Raw genomic sequence first — 16,071 nt, forward strand, 5'->3', positions numbered from 1 at the left:
TATCGAGATTCATCGCGCCATTGACGCCGCATCACGATTGACGCGTTTCGGCGTACTGAAGAAAGTGGAAGAGCTTTCAAGTCTGGCCTGTTGCGCGACGGTTGCGACTGCGCAAATTCCGAATTTTTCTCGCCGAGACCGCGCTTTCGGATTGCCCCGATCCCGAATGGCTCAAGTTCTGCTTCTCATATGCCGATAATCCCTATGCCCCGTCTTGCACTCACCGATGGACGGGGAGGTCGCGCCCCCTCCTGGCACGGCCTGGGCATTCATTCCATCGATCAATATGTATAAGAACATTACGATTCGGGCCAGTCTGACGCTGGTCTTAGGTTTGCTTGGTGCACTACTCGTCCTCGTCAGCCTGCTGGGTCTCCAGGCGCTTGGCTCCAGCAATGAATCGCTGAGCAAGATGGCGACGGAGGACACCCCCGCCCTGGCCGAACTGAAGGGAACCGGCGAGCAAATTCTTCGCACGCGCCTGTCCATGGCGACGTATGCGTCGTACGTCAGCCTCGGCGCCGATCCCGACGAATCCGAAAAAGTTCTGAAACGAGGCACGCAATACATCGCCGCGTCGGATGCCCTCTGGAACGATTATCTGAAACGTCCCAAAGAAGATGCGCACGAAGCGGAGGTGGCCAAAGCCGCCGACGAAAAGCGCCGCGCCTTTTTCGACAAGGTGATCACGCCCGCGCTCAACGCGCTCAAGCAGGGCGACGTCGCCGGCTTCCACCAGATTCAGGCACGCATCGCACCGGCCGCCTACAACAGTTTGGATACGCTCATGCGCGAGCTTCAGGATCTTCAGGTCGCGCGTCAAAAGGCGCGCTACGAAGCCGCACAGGAGCGCTATACGTTCATGCGCATTGCGATGGGCGCCACGCTCGTGATCGCGCTGCTGCTCGCCCTCTGGGGCCGCGCCATGCTCGCGCGCGCCGTGCTGCGTCCGATCCGGGAGGTCATTGCCTATTTCGAGCGGATGGCCGCCGGTGATCTGAGCCAGCGGATCGAGCAGCGCACGCGAAATGAGATGGGTCAGCTTTTCGGGGCGCTCGGTCGCATGCGTGACGGTCTGGCGAGCACGGTGGGCACCGTGCGCGAGAGCACCGAAGCGATCCACGGCAGCGCCCGCGAGATTGCCGACGGCAACGCCGACCTGTCGCGCCGCACCGAATCGCAGGCATCGTCGCTGGAAGAAACGGCCGCGAGCATGGAGGAACTGACCGCCGTCGTCAAACAGAACGCCGAGAACGCCCGCGCCGCGAGCCAACTGGCCGTGACCGCCTCGGAGACTGCCGCGCGCGGGGGCGATGTCGTTCAGGAAGTCGTAACGACGATGCGCGATATCGCCGAGGCCTCACAAAAGGTCAGCGACATTCTGACCGTCATCGACGGTATTGCCTTTCAGACGAACATCCTGGCGTTGAATGCCGCGGTGGAAGCGGCGCGCGCCGGTGAACAGGGTCGCGGCTTCGCCGTGGTGGCGGGCGAAGTCCGCACGCTGGCGCAGCGCAGCGCGTCGGCCGCCAAGGAAATCAAGGGATTGATCGAAGCGTCGGGAACCCGAGTCGAAGCCGGCACCCGTCTGGTCGAGCGTGCGGGCGCGACGATGTCGGAAGTCGTGCAGTCCGTCAAACGCGTGACCGACATCATGGGTGAGATCTCGGCCGCAAGCGTAGAACAGTCCAGCGGCATCGAGCAGGTCAATATGGCCGTCACGCAGATGGATGAAATGACCCAGCAGAACGCCGCGCTCGTCGAAGAAGCGTCAGCCGCCGCTACCGCGCTCGAAACACAGGCAGCGCGTCTGCGCGAGTCGGTGGCGCTGTTCCGTCTCTCGACGCACGAAGCGGCCCATGCATCGGCTATCGGCGCAGGCGACACCCCGGCCACCGCTGCCCCCGGCGCGCTGGCGCTGGCCGCCTGACGCGCCCGACGCGCCCGACGGTCCGGTAACGAAGTCAGCGCCCCGCGCTCTCGCCTACATACGCCCATCACATGGCTGACTGGGCATCGGCGAGCGCGCCGGGACGCGATCTCAAACGCTGACGCGCTGCTCGAATCCGTCGAGCGGCGACGCCGCCACCCACGCCTTGTCGACGTCGCACGACGATACTTGCGCGCCTCGCGGCCCTTGCCGCATCCACTCGCATAACGCGAGCAATTGCGCGGTCTCGCCCTGAGCGACGGCTTCCACCGTCCCGTCGCGGCGATTGCGCACCCATCCCGCAAGCCCGAGCTTGCGCGCCTCGACCACACAGGCCGCACGGTAGCCCACGCCTTGCACCCTTCCGTGCACCACGATGCGCCACGTTGCCGTCATTGCCCCCTCCTGTCTCGACGGATGGACACCGATGCGTGTCGGTGCCCTCATGGAAAAAGGGCTCGACGAACATCGAGCCCCTTCGTTACGTTAGCACACCATCGGTCCACGTCTAATAGATGTCGCGGCGATAGCGCCCCTGTGCGGAAAGGTCCAGCAACGTCTGCACCCCGATCGCGTCGGCGAGTGCCGCATCGACCGCCGGCGCCATGCCCGCCAGACTGCCGCACACGTAGATCGATGCCCCGTCGGCGACCCACTGGGCGATTTCCTGCGCCGACTCGCGGACCCGGTCCTGCACGTAGATCCGTTCGGGCTGATCGCGCGAATAGACACGGTCAAGTCGTGCAATACCGCCCTGCGCCTGCCAATCGCGCAAAGTCACATCGTGAAATGCATCGTGGCGCGCCTGACGTTCACCGAAAATCAACCAGTTGCGCACATGCCCCTGCGCAATGCGGGCCGAAAGATGGGCGCGCAGACCTGCCAGCCCCGTACCGTTACCGATCAGAATCATGCCGCTCGCGTCGGTGGGGCCGTGGAACCCGGGATTCCGGCGCACACGCATGGTCACACTGTCGCCCAGCGCCACCCCTTGCGTGAGCCAGCCCGACCCGAGGCCAAGTGCGCCATCCGGGCGACGTGTCTGACGCACGAGCAGGATCAGCTTGCCCTCCTCCGGCGTCGACGCTATCGAGTATTCACGTTCGGGCAACGGGGCCAGACGATCGAGCCAGTCCTGCAAATCGACGCCGGCGGGTGGCGCCGCCTCGGGCAGCACGCGCTCACGCAATGCGTCGCCAAGCCGCGTCTGCCGTCCAGCGACATTCACCCGAACGTCCGACGTCCACACGCTTCCGGCCAGGAAGGCGTCGACATGGGCCGCCGTATGACGCGGCAGCACCTCGACCAGATCGCCCGCCACCCACGTTGCCCCCGGGGGTGGCGTGAATGCCAGATGGTAGGCAGGCAGGCCCGCGCTGCCGGGGTTCAGCACCGCGCGCTCGGCCAGCGTCCACGAAGCGAACTGCGGACTCTCGTGCGTCGTGGTTGCCACGAGCGGACGGCCCAGCCACTCCCCCAGACGCGCCTGCCAGTTCGCCCACGCGCCCGGGTCGCCCCGGTCGACCTCGATCGGCTCGAACGCCGCCACGCCACCCTGCGCGCGCAGCCAACCGTCGAGTTTCCGGCCGAAGCCGCAGAACGTGTCGTAATGACTGTCGCCCAGCGACAGCATGGCGAAGCGCAACCCGGGCAACGCCATCGCCTGATTCATCAATTGCTGCGAGAAACGCCGTGCACTGTCCGGAGGCTCACCGTCGCCGAAGGTGCTGACGATGAACAACGCCCGTCTGGCCGCGCCGAGCTGCGCCTCGCCGATCCGCGCGAGTGGCTGGATTTGCGCAGGCACGCCCGCGCCCTGAAGCATGCCGGCGGTCTGCCACGCCAGCCCCTCAGCGACACCGCTTTGACTGGCGTAGCCGATCAGCACGCCCTCGTCGGCAAACGAGCCGCCCGTGAGCGTCGTCGCGCCGTTCGCCGCCTGCACCGGCCGTGAGGCCGCCAGCGCGCGCTTTTTCCTGCGGCGATCGAGGTACAGCATCCAGCCGGTCACGAAGAACACCGGCATCATCAGGCTCGAGAGCATCATGACGACGATGCCCGGCGTGCCGAAGAAACTGCCGCGATGCAGCGCATAGATGCTCGTGATCAACTGGCCGCCGGTCGTCTTCTCCAGGTAACGCTCTTCACTGCGGATCGCGCCCGACGCCGGGTCGATGTCCATGCGGCTGAAGGCGCGCTCATGGGGTACCGTCGGGTCCAGCCAGGTCATCTGCAACGGACCGCCCGGCTTTTGCGACGGGCGCACATACGCCTTGGTGTAATCGGGCACGCGCGCCGTGAAGCGGGTCCAGACCGTGCGCATCTCGTCAGGCGACGTCGACGCGAGGTCGGGCAATGCCTTCCTGCCCGCTGCCTTCGCGGTGGGCGGGTTGCCCGCGTTGCCCGGCTCGCCCTGCTTCGCCATCTTCGGCTTCTCGGGCGATTTGTTGCGCACCGGCTGCGGCACCCCGGCCACCGAAAACAGCATGCCGCGCCACCAGTCGTACGACCAGTAAAGCCCGGTGGTGGCCGACAGCAGGTACGGCACGAGTACGATCGTGCCGATCACGGCATGCAGGTTCCAAAGGAACGGACGGCCCTGCTTCTTGAAATCGATGTGGAACCAGGCGCGCCAATGACCGATACGACGTGGCCATCGCAGGTACAAGCCGCTTAGCGCGAGCAGGAACAGCAGCAGCGTGGCCGCGCCGGTAATCTGCTTGCCAATGCCATCCACCGTCAGGAATCGGTGAATGTCCATGATGAAACGGAAGACAACATCCGCCTGGGAGCGGCCCAGCATCTGTCCGGTGTACGGGTCAACGAAGTAGGTTTCGCCACGCGTGCCGTCATCGATGGACAGGCGCACGCCGACGGCGTCCTCCGGGGCACGCATCACCGTCATGAGCAGAATGCGCCGATCCGGCACCGCCTCGTGAACGCGCGCAACCAGTTCGGGAACCGGCAGGCGCGATGCGGATGCCGCCTCGGGCACAGTCACCGTCATCACCCCCGGGCTGAAGGCGCGCGTGAGTTCTTCGTAGTAGGAGAGCAACGCGCCGGTCAGGCCGACCACCGCCAGCACCAGACCGGCGGTAATGCCGAAACACCAGTGCAGTTGAAACCACAGTCTTTTCATCATTGTTGTCGTCCAACGCACGTCCGTGCGCCGGCGATGGCGCGTGCGTGGCAAGTTTGCCGTGCCGCAATGCCCCGACGGCGCACTATGCGGCAATTATCGAATGGTATTGCAAACGATTCTCATATTCAATAGCGACTTGCGACTTGTTTCGTGCGGCCCTGTAGGTGTCGTCTCACAGGAATTTCATACATAAGACGACGTCTTGTCGGTTTTTGAGCGGTTAGGATGAATTACTGCGCGCGGATGTCCGCGCTCCTTCTCATCCATTTGCCGCTCGACACGTCTCGTCTGCCCACTCCCTAGCCCATTGGCGGCCCTGGAACGACCTGTCGATCTGCGGCACGACAGCGACGGAGTGCCATGCGACCCTTAGCGTTTTCCCGTCCCACCGCGTCAACGTCGGTCCCCGCCGTTGACGTTACCCGGGTGGCATTCTTTTTCGACCTTGACGGCACATTGGCGCCGCTGGCCGCAAGTCCGGGCGCCGTGAAATTACCGCCGGACACTGCCCTCGTGCTCAAGAGTCTGTTCGAACGCACGCAGGGAGCGCTCGCCGTGGTCTCCGGGCGCGCGATCGACCAGATCGATGACCTGCTGGCCCCGCTGCGTTTGCCCGCCGCCGGCCTGCACGGCGCCGAGATTCGTCATGCCAACGGCCAGCTGCTGCGCGATCGAGGGCATACGGCCGATACCGAACGTATCGCCGCGATGGCCGCGCCGTTACAGGCGCTGGTCGCTCAACACCCCGGGCTGCTGCTGGAGAACAAAGGCAGCGCGCTCGCTTTGCACTATCGCGGTGCGCCTGAACTGGCGGGCGTGGCGCGCGACACCATGCTAGCGCTGGCCGAGCTGCACGCAGAGCGTTTTTCGCTGCAACCCGGCAAGCTCGTGTTCGAGTTGCGTCCACGCCATGTCAGCAAAGGGCGTGCGATTACTACGTTGCTCAATGAAGCCCCGTTTGCCGGGCGCACGCCGCTGTTTGCCGGCGACGACCTGACAGACGAGGCCGGATTCGCCGACGTGAATGCGCTGGGTGGCATCACGATCAAGATCGGAGACGGAGAGACTTGCGCTCACCATCGTCTGCCTTCGCCGGAAGCATTGACTACCTGGCTGCTGACGCTGCACCGCGCGGCTGCCCCGTCCCCATCTCAACCCTCTCAGGAGACAGACGTATGAGTCGCTTAGTCATCGTGTCGAACCGGGTCGCCCCCATTACCGAGGGCAAACCAACGGCCGGCGGGCTGGCCATTGGCGTATTCGACGCACTCAGGGACACCGGCGGCATGTGGTTTGGCTGGAACGGTGAGATCGATGCGGAACCGGCCACCGCGCCGAACATTGCGCATCGCAACAATGTCACCTTCGCCACCGTGCCGCTCACGCGCCGTGATTACAACACGTACTATCGCGGCTTCTCGAACGCGACGCTGTGGCCGACGTTTCACTACCGCGACGACCTCACGCGCTTCCAGCGTGACGACTACAACGGGTACCGCCACGTCAACGCCCGGTTCGCCTCGCTGCTCGCGCCGTTGCTCGAACCCGACGACCTCGTCTGGGTGCATGACTACCATCTCCTGCCCTTCGCGCAGGCCTGCCGCCAGATAGGCGTGCAGCATCGGCTCGGCTTCTTCCTTCATATTCCGTTCCCGTCGCCGCAGGTGCTGATGACCGTGCCGCCGCACGAGGCGCTCGTACGGGCCATGTGCGAGTACGACCTCGTCGGGTTCCAGACCGAGACGGACCGTACGGCGTTCACCGATTACCTGCTGCGCTTTGCAGGCGCCACGATGAACGACGATGGCACGATAACGGCCTACGGGCGAACGCTGCGCACCGGCGTCTACCCGATTGGCGTCTATCCGGACGAGATTCAGAAGCAGGCAACGGCACGAGCGACCGTCAAGCACATTCTCGATCTGAAGCAGGGGTTGCAGGAACGCAAGCTCATCATGAGCGTGGATCGTCTCGATTACTCGAAGGGGATGCTGGAGCGTTTTCGCGCGTTCGAGCGTCTGCTGGAGTTATGGCCGAATCAGCAAGGGACGGTGAGCTTCGTGCAGGTCGCGCCCCCGAGCCGCTCCGACGTGGCGGGCTACGGTGAAATCCGCCGTCAGCTCGAAACGGAGGCCGGCCACATCAATGGCCGCTTCTCGGATCTCGCCTGGACCCCGTTGCGCTATATCAACAAGCGCTACGATCATGAAGTGCTGATGTCGTTCTTCAGGGCGTCGCAGGTCGGTTACGTCACCCCATTGCGCGACGGCATGAACCTCGTGGCAAAGGAGTACGTTGCCTCACAGGACCCCGCGGACCCGGGTGTACTGGTACTGTCGTGCTTTGCAGGCGCAGCGCAGGAGCTCGATGGGGCGCTGATCGTGAACCCCTACGACATCGACGGCATGGCCGAAGCGCTACGATCCGCGCTGAATATGTCGCTATCCGAGCGTCAGTCGCGTCACGAGAGCATGATGAGCGCATTGCGCGAGCACAATTTGTCGACGTGGCGCGACCGGTTCATCGCCGATCTGCGTGCGCCCGCAGCCGCGACACCGGCCTTGTTGCGCTGCGCCCAACCCGCCGCCGCCTGACTGCCGCCGTGCGTGACTGCCTGCCCCCGTTCGGGGTCACGGCATAAGGCGACGGACGAACCTCTCGGGAGATTCGCCATGAGTCAACGCTCCGTCCCCCAGGTCGCCCCGTATGTCGAAGTCGAGACTGAGGGGCCGGTAACCATCCTCACGCTGGCGCGTGCAGCGCGCCGGAACGCCGTCGACCGCCCCATGGCCGCGGCGTTGCGTGACGCCCTGCTCGCCTTCGAGCAGGACGAAACCACCAGTGTCGCCGTGCTTTGCGGTAAAGGCGCCTCGTTCTGCGCCGGGGCGGACCTCTCCGCCTTCGACGACCCCGAACGTCGCAACATCGTCACGCCCGACGGCAGCGGCGACGGGCCGATGGGCCTCACGCGGCGTCATCTGGACAAGCCGGTCATCGCCGCCGTGAGCGGTCACGCGGTGGCCGGGGGACTGGAGTTGGCGCTTTGGTGCGATTTGCGTGTCGCGGACGACTCGGCAACGTTCGGTGTGTTCTGCCGGCGCTTCGGCGTTCCCCTGATCGATGGCGGGACCGTCCGTCTACCTCGCCTGATCGGCATGAGTCGTGCGCTCGACCTGATCCTCACCGGCCGTGCCGTAGGGGCGCAGGAAGCCTTCGAAATCGGACTCGTCAATCGGCTGGTGCCGGAGGGCATGGCGCGACAGGGCGCGATTGCGCTGGCGCAGCAGTTGGCCGAATTGCCGCAAGGGGCATTACGCGCCGATCGCCGGGCCGCTTACGCGCAGTGGGATTTGCCGCTGGAGGAGGCGCTGCGCCAGGAAGGCGCAGCGGGTCATGACGTGGTGTTCTCCGAAGGCATTGCCGGCGCGCGCGCATTTCTCAGTGGGGCGGGCCGCCACGGGGCGCCGCGCGACTCGCGCTAAGCACCGTCGTGCTGCCTCTGCACGCCGTGCGACGACAATGGGCTGACCGCACGGCGCGAATGCCACGAATGCCACGAACGTCCTGAACGCCTCGAATATGTCGCGAACGACTTATCGTGCCGGTGCCGGCAACGCCGGCGTTTCCGCCAGACGCTTGGCAAGGCCGTCGGCGATTTCCTTATGATTCGCCTGTCGGGCGAAATCGACCGCCGTCATCTTGAGCTGATTCTTCAGCCGCACATCCGCGCCGCCGTCGAGCAACACCTTGCACGTGGTGATATGACCGCCGCGCGCGGCCATCATCAGCGGGGTGGTGCCGTTAGGCGACTCGGCATCCACGTAGGCTGACGCGTCGAGCAACATCTTCACAATGTCGTCGTGACCGTTCGTCGCCGCATAGTGCAGCGGTGCCCAGCCCTTCTTGTTGACTTCGGCGTCCTTGTCGATGAGCAGCTTGACCATCGGCGTCAGGCCTTGCAGCGACGCAATCATCATTGCGTTCTCGCCGGCGCGATTGGTCGCTTCGAGATCCGTACGTTTGTCCTCGATCAGCAGCTTGGCGACGCCAACGGATTTCTCGCGCATGGCAATCACCAATAGCGGGTCCCCCTTCTCGTCCGTGGCATTCGGGTCGACACCCGCCTTGAGCGCCTGCTGGACAGCCTTGGTGTCGTCGAAGACAACGGCCTTGACGAGCGCCGTATTGGAAGTGGCGGCAGTGGCGCATGCGGTGAGCCAAAGCACGCTCATCAGCGTAAAGGCACGGATCATCGAAAATTTGCGCATCGGGGGCTCCTGTCGGTCGTCCGGAAAAATCGGCTAAGGCGTGCTGAAATACGTCGATTCGAATGCTGTCGATATTGCAAGGCGCACTCGTGCGCTCAATGCGTTCAATGCGTTCAATGCGTTCAATGCGCTGCCGTCGAAAAAAGACGGAAGAAGTTCTCCGTCGTCGCCTCGGCAATCTTCTGCAACGGTTCACCGCGCAAGTCGGCGATGAATTCGGCCACATGCCGTACATACCCCGGCTGATTGAGCTTGCCGCGATACGGCACCGGCGCGAGATAGGGCGAGTCCGTCTCGATCAGCATGCGATCGAGCGGCACACGACGCGCCACCTCCTGCAAATCGCGCGCGCTCTTGAACGTGACGATGCCCGAGAACGAAATGTAGAAATTCTGATCGAGCGCGCCTTCGGCAACTTCCCAACTTTCGGTGAAGCAATGCATCACGCCGGCCGGCTGCCCCGCGTCCTCCTCGCGCATGAGTCTGAGCGTGTCGTCTGCTGCGGAGCGCGTGTGGATGATGAGCGGCTTGCCCGTGGCCCGTGCGGCGCGAATGTGGGTGCGAAAACGCTCGCGTTGCCACTCCATGTCCTCGATGCTGCGGCCTTCGAGCCGGTAGTAATCGAGGCCCGTCTCGCCAATGGCGACGACCTTCGGCGTGGCCGCGAGGCGAATCAGATCGTCGACGCTCGGCTCGGGCGTGTCTTCGTAATCGGGATGCACGCCCACCGACGCGTAGACGTTCTCATGCCGGGCGGCGATCTCCAGCACCTGCGGCAGCGTCGGCAGATCAACGGAGACACACAGCGCGTGGCTGACCTTGTTCTCCTGCATGCGTGCGAGCAGCTCGGGCATCTGCTCGGCCAGTTCCGGGAAATTGATATGACAATGCGAATCGATGAACATGATGTGCGATCGGCGATCGGTGGCAGACGGTCTGCATCAAAGCGATGCCGGTCCACCGAACAACTGTTTGTATTGCAGGAAGAGCGCTTCGAGCAGCACCCGGGTATTGAGCGGGTGGTTCTGCACCTGACGCTGTTGCGCGAGTTCGCGCAGGAAGCCCAGCAGCCGGACGTCGTCGGTGGCGTCGCCACAGTGCCGCAACGCTTGCGACTGACCGGGGAAGAAACGAACGGCGCCCGCCATGCGCTCGGCGAGAACGTCGAAACACCAGCGTTGCAACGTTTCGAGAACCCCCGGCAGACTCCCCTTGTGCAGTTGCTCCGCACAGGCAAACGCGTCTATCGCGCCGCCTTGCGCCAACTGTCCCAACAGCCAGTCGCGCCAACCGCGCTCTTCCGGCTCGGCGAGCGCGCGTGCGGCAAGCGGCGCACCACCGGCCTCGGCGAGCACGGCGGCGGCCGTGGGAGCGTCCAGTCCGGCCTCGCCCATCAGCCATTGGGTCGCCTGAGCATCGTTCGGACGCGTCAGCACAAGACGACGGCAGCGCGAGAGAATCGTTGGCAGCAAACGGTCCGGTTGTGTCGTCACCAGCAGGAAAACCACCCCTTCGGGCGGTTCTTCGAGGGTCTTGAGCAGGGCGTTCGCCGCGTGCACGTTGAGCGATTCGGCCGGATACAGCAAGACGACGCGACGCCCCTGACGATGAGAGCCAAGGCTCGCGAAGTCGATCACCTCGCGCACCTGCTCGATCTTGATTTCCTTGCTGGGCGTCTTGGTTTTCTTGTCGCCATCGGCGTCCGCACGCGCTTGCGCACCCGGCAGCGTCTCGGCGAGTGCCTCGGGACAGATCGCGCGAAAGTCCGGGTGATTGCCGCTGACGAACCACTGGCACGCACCGCATGTCCCGCAAGGGAAATGCCCCTCGCGCGGCGATTCGCACAACAGTGCCTGCGCGAATGTGCGCGCAAGCGCGACTTCGCCGATACCCGGCACGGCCTGCAACAGCAGCGCGTGAGGCATCTGGGCGCGAAGATCGTTGAGTCGTGTCCAGTCCTGTGACTGCCACGGATACAGCATGTGGGCTCCTTGGCCGGATATTGCGGCAGTGGTCATGGTAGCGTCAGTGCGCTCCCCCTGCTGCCGACGGCATACCCGGAATTATGCGCGCGTCGGAAGAGATCGGGCGGTTTCGTTGGTGAGGGCGGTGAGAGCGGTGAGGGCACCGTTTCAGATGCCGACTCAGCCCGCTCGCCCTGGTCATCAGCGCTCAATGCCCGGGCAATCCCAGGCGAGCAAAAACGTTGGCGAGTTGCGCCGCAATGGTGTCGATGCTTTGCGCGGCGTCGATCAGCACGATGCGGCCCCCGGACGTCTCGGCGCGGCGCAGGTATTCCTCGCGAACACGGGTAAAGAAGGCCGCCGATTCGCGCTCGAACTTGTCCGGGGCACGCGCGCCGGCAAGTCGCGCTGCCGCAATGGCGGGATCGAGATCGAACAGGATCGTCAGATCGGGTTGGCGCTCGCCCTGCACCCAGCGCTCGAGAATCGACAGCTTCTCGCGCGACAGGCCACGCCCTCCGCCTTGATAGGCGAAAGTCGCGTCGGTGAAGCGGTCGGAGACGACCCAGTCCCCCCGTGCCAGCGCAGGCTCGATGACCTTGACCAAATGCTCTCGACGACCGGCAAACATCAGCAGCGCTTCAGTTTCGATGTCCATCGGCTCATCGAGAACGAGCTTGCGAAGCGCTTCACCCAGCGGCGTGCCGCCCGGCTCCCGCGTGGCAACGACATCGCGTCCCACGCTCGCCAGTCCTTGACGCAAGGCATCGACGAAGGCGTTGACGTGCGTGCTCTTGCCCGCACCGTCAATGCCTTCGAACGTCACGAACTTGCCCGGGGCCACGACCGGCGCGATTGGGGAATGCGTCATTGCTCACCTCGCAGATATTTGTCCACGGCGCGATTGTGCTCCTGAAGATTCGTCGAGAAATGGCTGGTGCCATCGCCGCGTGCGACGAAGTACAGCGCGTCGGTCGGCGCCGGATTGAGCGCCGCAGCCAGCGACGCCACACCCGGCAGCGCAATGGGCGTTGGCGGCAAGCCGGCCCGCGTGTAAGTGTTGTACGGCGTATCGGTCTGCAAATCGCGCTTGCGCAGACGCCCGGTGTAAAGATCGCCCATCCCGTAGATCACTGTCGGGTCCGTCTGCAACAGCATGCGCTTGCGCAGCCGGTTGACGAACACCGCAGCCACTTGCCCACGCTCCACCGCCTGCCCCGTCTCTTTCTCCACCAGCGAAGCCATGATAAGCGCCTCGTACGGCGTGGCGTACGGCAGGCCCGGTGCGCGCGAGGCCCAGGCCTCGTCCAGACGCTTCTGCATCAGGCGATAAGCACGCTTGTAAATATCGATATCGCTCGAACCTTTCGGAAAAAGGTACGTGTCGGGGAAGAACATGCCCTCGGCCTCCGCGCGATCCGCGCCCACCAGTTGCATCAGATCGGCGTCCGGCAACCCTGCGGTGTCGTGACGCAGCGCCGGGTTGGCGTCGATCTCCGAGCGCATCTTCTTGAAGGTCCAGCCTTCGATGATCGTCACGACGTACTGGTTGACATCGCCACGCGCGAGCTTGTCCATCACTTCCATCGGCGTGACGCCGGTCGCGAACTCGTAGTTGCCCGATTTGAGCTTGGTGCCCACGTCCATCACGCGCGCGAGCAGATTGAACAGCACCGGATGCACCGGCACGCCGCCCGCGCGCAGTTGCGTGGCGACGCTGCGCACCGAGCTATAGGGTTTGATCGTGACGTCGAGCGTCGGCTTACCCAATTGCAGCGGCGACTGAGCCCAGTAATAGAAAGCGCCGCCCGCCGCCAGTGCGGCGACAATCAACAGGACAAACAGGCGTTTGATGAAAGACATGAATTGCAGGATAAGTCGCCTGACGGCGGCAGCGGGTTCGGGGGACTCGTCCGCCGGACCTGCGTGATGTTGACCGTATCGAGCCGCGCATTTTGCACGTCGTTGCACGTCGAACCGGGCTCGCACGTCCTGGCGGAAGACCCAATATAATACTTTGACTTGCCGAACCCTCACAGATTGACAGCCACTTTCGTTTATGACCTCCCAATGGCGTGATCTTCTGCCGCAAGCGGCAGCCGCTTCCCTGTCCGATATTTCGTCCGACGCACGTGCCGTCCAGTTCGATGCACTGCGCGCGGGCAGTTTCGTGTCGCTCGCGAGCGACACCGGGCTCATTGCCGTGAACGGCGCCGACGCCGCCGCGTTCCTGCACGGTCAACTGACCAACGACGTCGAGCGCCTGTCGCCGGTGCAGGCGCGTCTGGCCGGCTATTGCTCAGCCAAGGGGCGTCTGCTCGCGACCTTCCTCATGTGGCGCGACACATCGCCCGAGGCGACCCTCTATCTCGCGAGCGACGCCTCCGTACAGGCCGCCGTCCAGAAGCGCCTGTCGATGTTCGTGCTGCGCGCCAAGGCCAAGCTCACCGACGGCACGGCAACGCACGTCCTGCTGCAAGTCGGCGGTCCTGCGGCCGAGGCCGTGCTCACCCGCACGTTCGCCTCGCTGCCGACGGCGCCGCTCGTTGCCGTGCATGCCACGATGGGCGATGCGCCGGTCAATGCCACGAGCCTGATCCGCTTGCCGGACGCGGGCGTCGCGCGCTCGCTGTCGCGCTTCCTGTGGAGCGTGCCCATCGCGCAGGCGCAGGACGTCTGGAACGCGCTCGTGCAAACCGAGGGCGTCGTTGCGGTCGACCCGGCGATTGCCGCCTGGCTCGATGTGCAAAGCGGCGTCGCGCGCGTGACGGCAGCCACGCAGGAACAGTTCGTGCCGCAGATGATCAACTGGGAAGTCGTCGGTGGCGTGAACTTCCGCAAGGGCTGCTATCCCGGCCAGGAGGTGGTGGCCCGCAGCCAGTATCGCGGCACCATCAAGCGCCGGTTGCATCTCGCGCATGTCGAGGGCGAGCCGCCGTTGCCGGGACAGGCGTTGATCGAATCGAGCGACGCGGATCAGCCTTGCGGCATGGTCGTTCAGGCCGCGCCCGCGCCGAATGGCGGCTTCGACGTCCTCGTCGAGGTGAAACTCGCCGCACGTGAGACCGACGACGTGCGGATCGGCTCGGTGGACGGACCGGCGCTGGCGTTTGCCGATCTGCCGTATGCGATCATCGATCCGACCGAAACGCCGGGTGCATCAACGGCGTCGGCAGGGTCGGCCGCGTCATCTGCGCCCTGATTCGGTCTGCCCGCAACGGATGGACTGTTACGTCTACTATCGCGTCTCGCCGCAGCACGCCAAGGCCGCTCATCAGGCTGTTATGCAGCTCTTCGCGCTGGCGGCGGCGCGCTTTGGCGTCGTCGGTCGCATTCAGTCGCGTGCGGATGCGTCGGCCAATGAGGTCGCCAGTGCGGCCGCCGACCCTGGCGCCAACGACGCGCCAGGCATGCAAACGTGGATGGAGCGCTACGACGACGTCGGTCCCGCTTTCGTCACCGCGCTGCCTGAACTGGTTGCCGAGGCCGGTCTCGCCTCGCTGGTGGACGGTGAGCGCCACGTCGAGTGCTTCGTCGATCTCCCGCCCCCCCTCCCTCCATGTGCCTGATCGTTTTTTCCTGGCAACCTGAAGCCGCTACGCCGCTCGTTGTGCTCGCCAATCGAGACGAATTCTTCGAGCGCCCCGCCGAGCCGATGCACTGGTGGTCCGATCGACCCGACGTGCTCGCCGGGCGCGACCTGCGGGGCGGAGGCACGTGGATGGGCGTGAACCGCGCCGGGCGCTTCGCCGCACTGACGAACTTCCGCGATGGTCGCGCGCCCATGACGCCCAAGGACACGCCGTCGCGAGGCCTGCTCGTGTCCGCCATGCTCGACGCGACCTCGTTCGACGATGACCTGATGCGTATCGAAAAACACGCGCACGAGTACGCGGGGTTCAATCTGCTGGCGGGAGATTTGCCGGCGGGCAAGCTGTACTGGCTGGGCAATCGCGAGACCGGCGAGACTGGTGACAGCGGCGAGAGCGGTGACAGGGGCGAGGCCGCCGGGCCAACCGCGCTGCCCGTCGCACATCCGATCACCCCGGGGATTCACGGCCTGTCGAACGCGCTGCTCGATACGCCCTGGCCAAAGCTGGTGAGCCGGCGCGATGCGCTGCGCAATGCGCTGCATGACGGCGCCGATGCGGCGACACTGCTGCGAATCATGCGCGACCCGACGCAGGCCGCAGACGACCAATTGCCCGAGACCGGCGTCCCCCTCGAATGGGAACGCGCTCTCTCGGCCGCGTTCATTGCGTCACCCGCCTACGGCACACGATGCACCACGCTGCTTCGCTATCACCGTGACGGCGCCATCGAAATGACCGAAGCCACGATCTCGCCTGGCCAATTGCCGGAATCATTGTCCAACCGGCGCGATTTTGTCTTCAACGTGCCGTCGATCGCTTTAGCCCCATCCCACGCCTGATTTCGAGCACGAACGACGAAAACCGAAATAGGTTTCTCATTTCGCCCGCAAAAATGGGAAGCGCTATTTGCGTACTGTTTTCCGCGTTAACCTATTCGCTTTCGCCTCGACAAGCCATATTTAACGGGCTTGTCACCAGGTAATTTTCTGATTTCTATAAAAAAACGCCACATTCTTCGACGAACAATCATTTCGTCGCCTTACATTTGGCTATAATTGCACGCCAAACTTTTTGGGATGCTATGAAAAAGCACGACGCGGTACAGCGTCGGCTTTGACGCCAGATCCGGCTGTATAGAGCGGCAGTCGGGGTAACGCATTAAACGGAGCAATGC

14 protein-coding genes are annotated in these 16,071 nt (G+C 64.4%); 7 read left to right on the top strand and 7 right to left on the bottom strand.

What is annotated here, in order from left to right; translation table 11 throughout:
* Positions 1-286 precede the first annotated feature (286 nt).
* Positions 287-1,930 carry a methyl-accepting chemotaxis protein gene (locus UC34_RS13540; RefSeq protein ID WP_044458163.1) on the top strand — a complete coding sequence of 548 codons (1,644 nt, stop codon included), beginning with the start codon at positions 287-289 and terminating at the stop codon, positions 1,928-1,930.
* Positions 1,931-2,041: 111 nt separating this feature from the next.
* Here UC34_RS13540 and UC34_RS13545 read toward each other — a convergent pair whose 3' ends face one another.
* Together UC34_RS13545 and UC34_RS13550 are read right to left on the bottom strand one after the other, a co-directional pair.
* Positions 2,042-2,326: an acylphosphatase gene (locus tag UC34_RS13545; RefSeq protein ID WP_044455957.1), complete on the bottom strand. Its 285-nt coding sequence runs from the start codon at positions 2,324-2,326 to the stop codon at positions 2,042-2,044.
* Positions 2,327-2,438: 112 nt separating this feature from the next.
* Entirely contained in the window at positions 2,439-5,072 is a 2,634-nt protein-coding gene (locus UC34_RS13550; RefSeq protein WP_044455958.1) for a PepSY domain-containing protein, read from the bottom strand.
* Positions 5,073-5,432: 360 nt separating this feature from the next.
* Here UC34_RS13550 and otsB point away from each other — a divergent pair, with 360 nt between their 5' ends.
* From otsB to UC34_RS13565, 3 genes are all read left to right on the top strand, one after another.
* A complete protein-coding gene (otsB, locus tag UC34_RS13555; protein ID WP_044455959.1) occupies positions 5,433-6,251 on the top strand; it encodes a trehalose-phosphatase in 819 nt (272 codons plus the stop codon).
* The gene (gene otsA / locus UC34_RS13560) at positions 6,248-7,666 is read left to right on the top strand and encodes an alpha,alpha-trehalose-phosphate synthase (UDP-forming) (RefSeq protein WP_044455960.1); all 1,419 of its coding nucleotides are present in this window, start codon (positions 6,248-6,250) and stop codon (positions 7,664-7,666) included. Before otsB ends, otsA begins: the two co-directional genes overlap by 4 nt.
* A gap of 78 nt (positions 7,667-7,744) precedes the next feature.
* Entirely contained in the window at positions 7,745-8,554 is an 810-nt protein-coding gene (locus UC34_RS13565; protein ID WP_044455962.1) for a crotonase/enoyl-CoA hydratase family protein, read from the top strand.
* Between the two features lie 111 nt (positions 8,555-8,665).
* On the opposite strand, the gene UC34_RS13570 is transcribed toward UC34_RS13565, so the two are convergent.
* The 5 genes from UC34_RS13570 to mltG form a co-directional block, all read right to left on the bottom strand.
* Positions 8,666-9,340 (bottom strand): ankyrin repeat domain-containing protein, encoded by a 675-nt coding sequence (locus tag UC34_RS13570; protein ID WP_044455963.1) that lies wholly within the window; start codon positions 9,338-9,340, stop codon positions 8,666-8,668.
* Positions 9,341-9,462: 122 nt separating this feature from the next.
* A complete protein-coding gene (locus tag UC34_RS13575) occupies positions 9,463-10,245 on the bottom strand; it encodes a TatD family hydrolase (protein WP_044455964.1) in 783 nt (260 codons plus the stop codon).
* A gap of 36 nt (positions 10,246-10,281) precedes the next feature.
* Entirely contained in the window at positions 10,282-11,322 is a 1,041-nt protein-coding gene (gene holB / locus UC34_RS13580; RefSeq protein ID WP_044455965.1) for a DNA polymerase III subunit delta', read from the bottom strand.
* A 190-nt stretch (positions 11,323-11,512) separates the two neighbouring features.
* Positions 11,513-12,148, bottom strand: coding sequence for a dTMP kinase (gene tmk / locus UC34_RS13585; protein ID WP_044458164.1), 636 nt, complete (start codon positions 12,146-12,148; stop codon positions 11,513-11,515).
* Positions 12,149-12,171: 23 nt separating this feature from the next.
* Complete coding sequence (gene mltG, locus UC34_RS13590) at positions 12,172-13,167, bottom strand: endolytic transglycosylase MltG (protein WP_044455966.1); 996 nt, start codon at positions 13,165-13,167, stop codon at positions 12,172-12,174.
* 196 nt (positions 13,168-13,363) lie between these two features.
* Here mltG and ygfZ point away from each other — a divergent pair, with 196 nt between their 5' ends.
* The 3 genes from ygfZ to UC34_RS13605 are packed head-to-tail and all read left to right on the top strand — an operon-like array spanning position 13,364 to position 15,736.
* Positions 13,364-14,506, top strand: a complete 1,143-nt coding sequence (ygfZ, locus tag UC34_RS13595; protein ID WP_063389840.1) for a CAF17-like 4Fe-4S cluster assembly/insertion protein YgfZ — start codon at positions 13,364-13,366, stop codon at positions 14,504-14,506.
* Positions 14,507-14,525: 19 nt separating this feature from the next.
* Positions 14,526-14,873: a DUF4936 family protein gene (locus UC34_RS13600; protein WP_044455967.1), complete on the top strand. Its 348-nt coding sequence runs from the start codon at positions 14,526-14,528 to the stop codon at positions 14,871-14,873.
* A complete protein-coding gene (locus UC34_RS13605; RefSeq protein WP_044455969.1) occupies positions 14,864-15,736 on the top strand; it encodes an NRDE family protein in 873 nt (290 codons plus the stop codon). Before UC34_RS13600 ends, UC34_RS13605 begins: the two co-directional genes overlap by 10 nt.
* Positions 15,737-16,071 lie beyond the last annotated feature (335 nt).

The sequence above is a fragment of the Pandoraea vervacti genome (assembly GCF_000934605.2).
GTDB lineage: Bacteria > Pseudomonadota > Gammaproteobacteria > Burkholderiales > Burkholderiaceae > Pandoraea > Pandoraea vervacti.

Coding starts and splice junctions, on each gene's coding strand:
- UC34_RS13545 (WP_044455957.1), bottom strand. CDS start 2,326: ATGACGGCAACGTGGCGCATCGTGGTGCACGGAAGGGTGCAAGGCGTG.
- otsB (WP_044455959.1), top strand. CDS start 5,433: ATGCGACCCTTAGCGTTTTCCCGTCCCACCGCGTCAACGTCGGTCCCC.
- UC34_RS13600 (WP_044455967.1), top strand. CDS start 14,526: ATGGACTGTTACGTCTACTATCGCGTCTCGCCGCAGCACGCCAAGGCC.
- otsA (WP_044455960.1), top strand. CDS start 6,248: ATGAGTCGCTTAGTCATCGTGTCGAACCGGGTCGCCCCCATTACCGAG.
- holB (WP_044455965.1), bottom strand. CDS start 11,322: ATGCTGTATCCGTGGCAGTCACAGGACTGGACACGACTCAACGATCTT.
- UC34_RS13540 (WP_044458163.1), top strand. CDS start 287: ATGTATAAGAACATTACGATTCGGGCCAGTCTGACGCTGGTCTTAGGT.
- UC34_RS13575 (WP_044455964.1), bottom strand. CDS start 10,245: ATGTTCATCGATTCGCATTGTCATATCAATTTCCCGGAACTGGCCGAG.
- ygfZ (WP_063389840.1), top strand. CDS start 13,364: ATGACCTCCCAATGGCGTGATCTTCTGCCGCAAGCGGCAGCCGCTTCC.
- UC34_RS13550 (WP_044455958.1), bottom strand. CDS start 5,072: ATGATGAAAAGACTGTGGTTTCAACTGCACTGGTGTTTCGGCATTACC.
- mltG (WP_044455966.1), bottom strand. CDS start 13,167: ATGTCTTTCATCAAACGCCTGTTTGTCCTGTTGATTGTCGCCGCACTG.
- UC34_RS13565 (WP_044455962.1), top strand. CDS start 7,745: ATGAGTCAACGCTCCGTCCCCCAGGTCGCCCCGTATGTCGAAGTCGAG.
- UC34_RS13570 (WP_044455963.1), bottom strand. CDS start 9,340: ATGCGCAAATTTTCGATGATCCGTGCCTTTACGCTGATGAGCGTGCTT.
- UC34_RS13605 (WP_044455969.1), top strand. CDS start 14,864: ATGTGCCTGATCGTTTTTTCCTGGCAACCTGAAGCCGCTACGCCGCTC.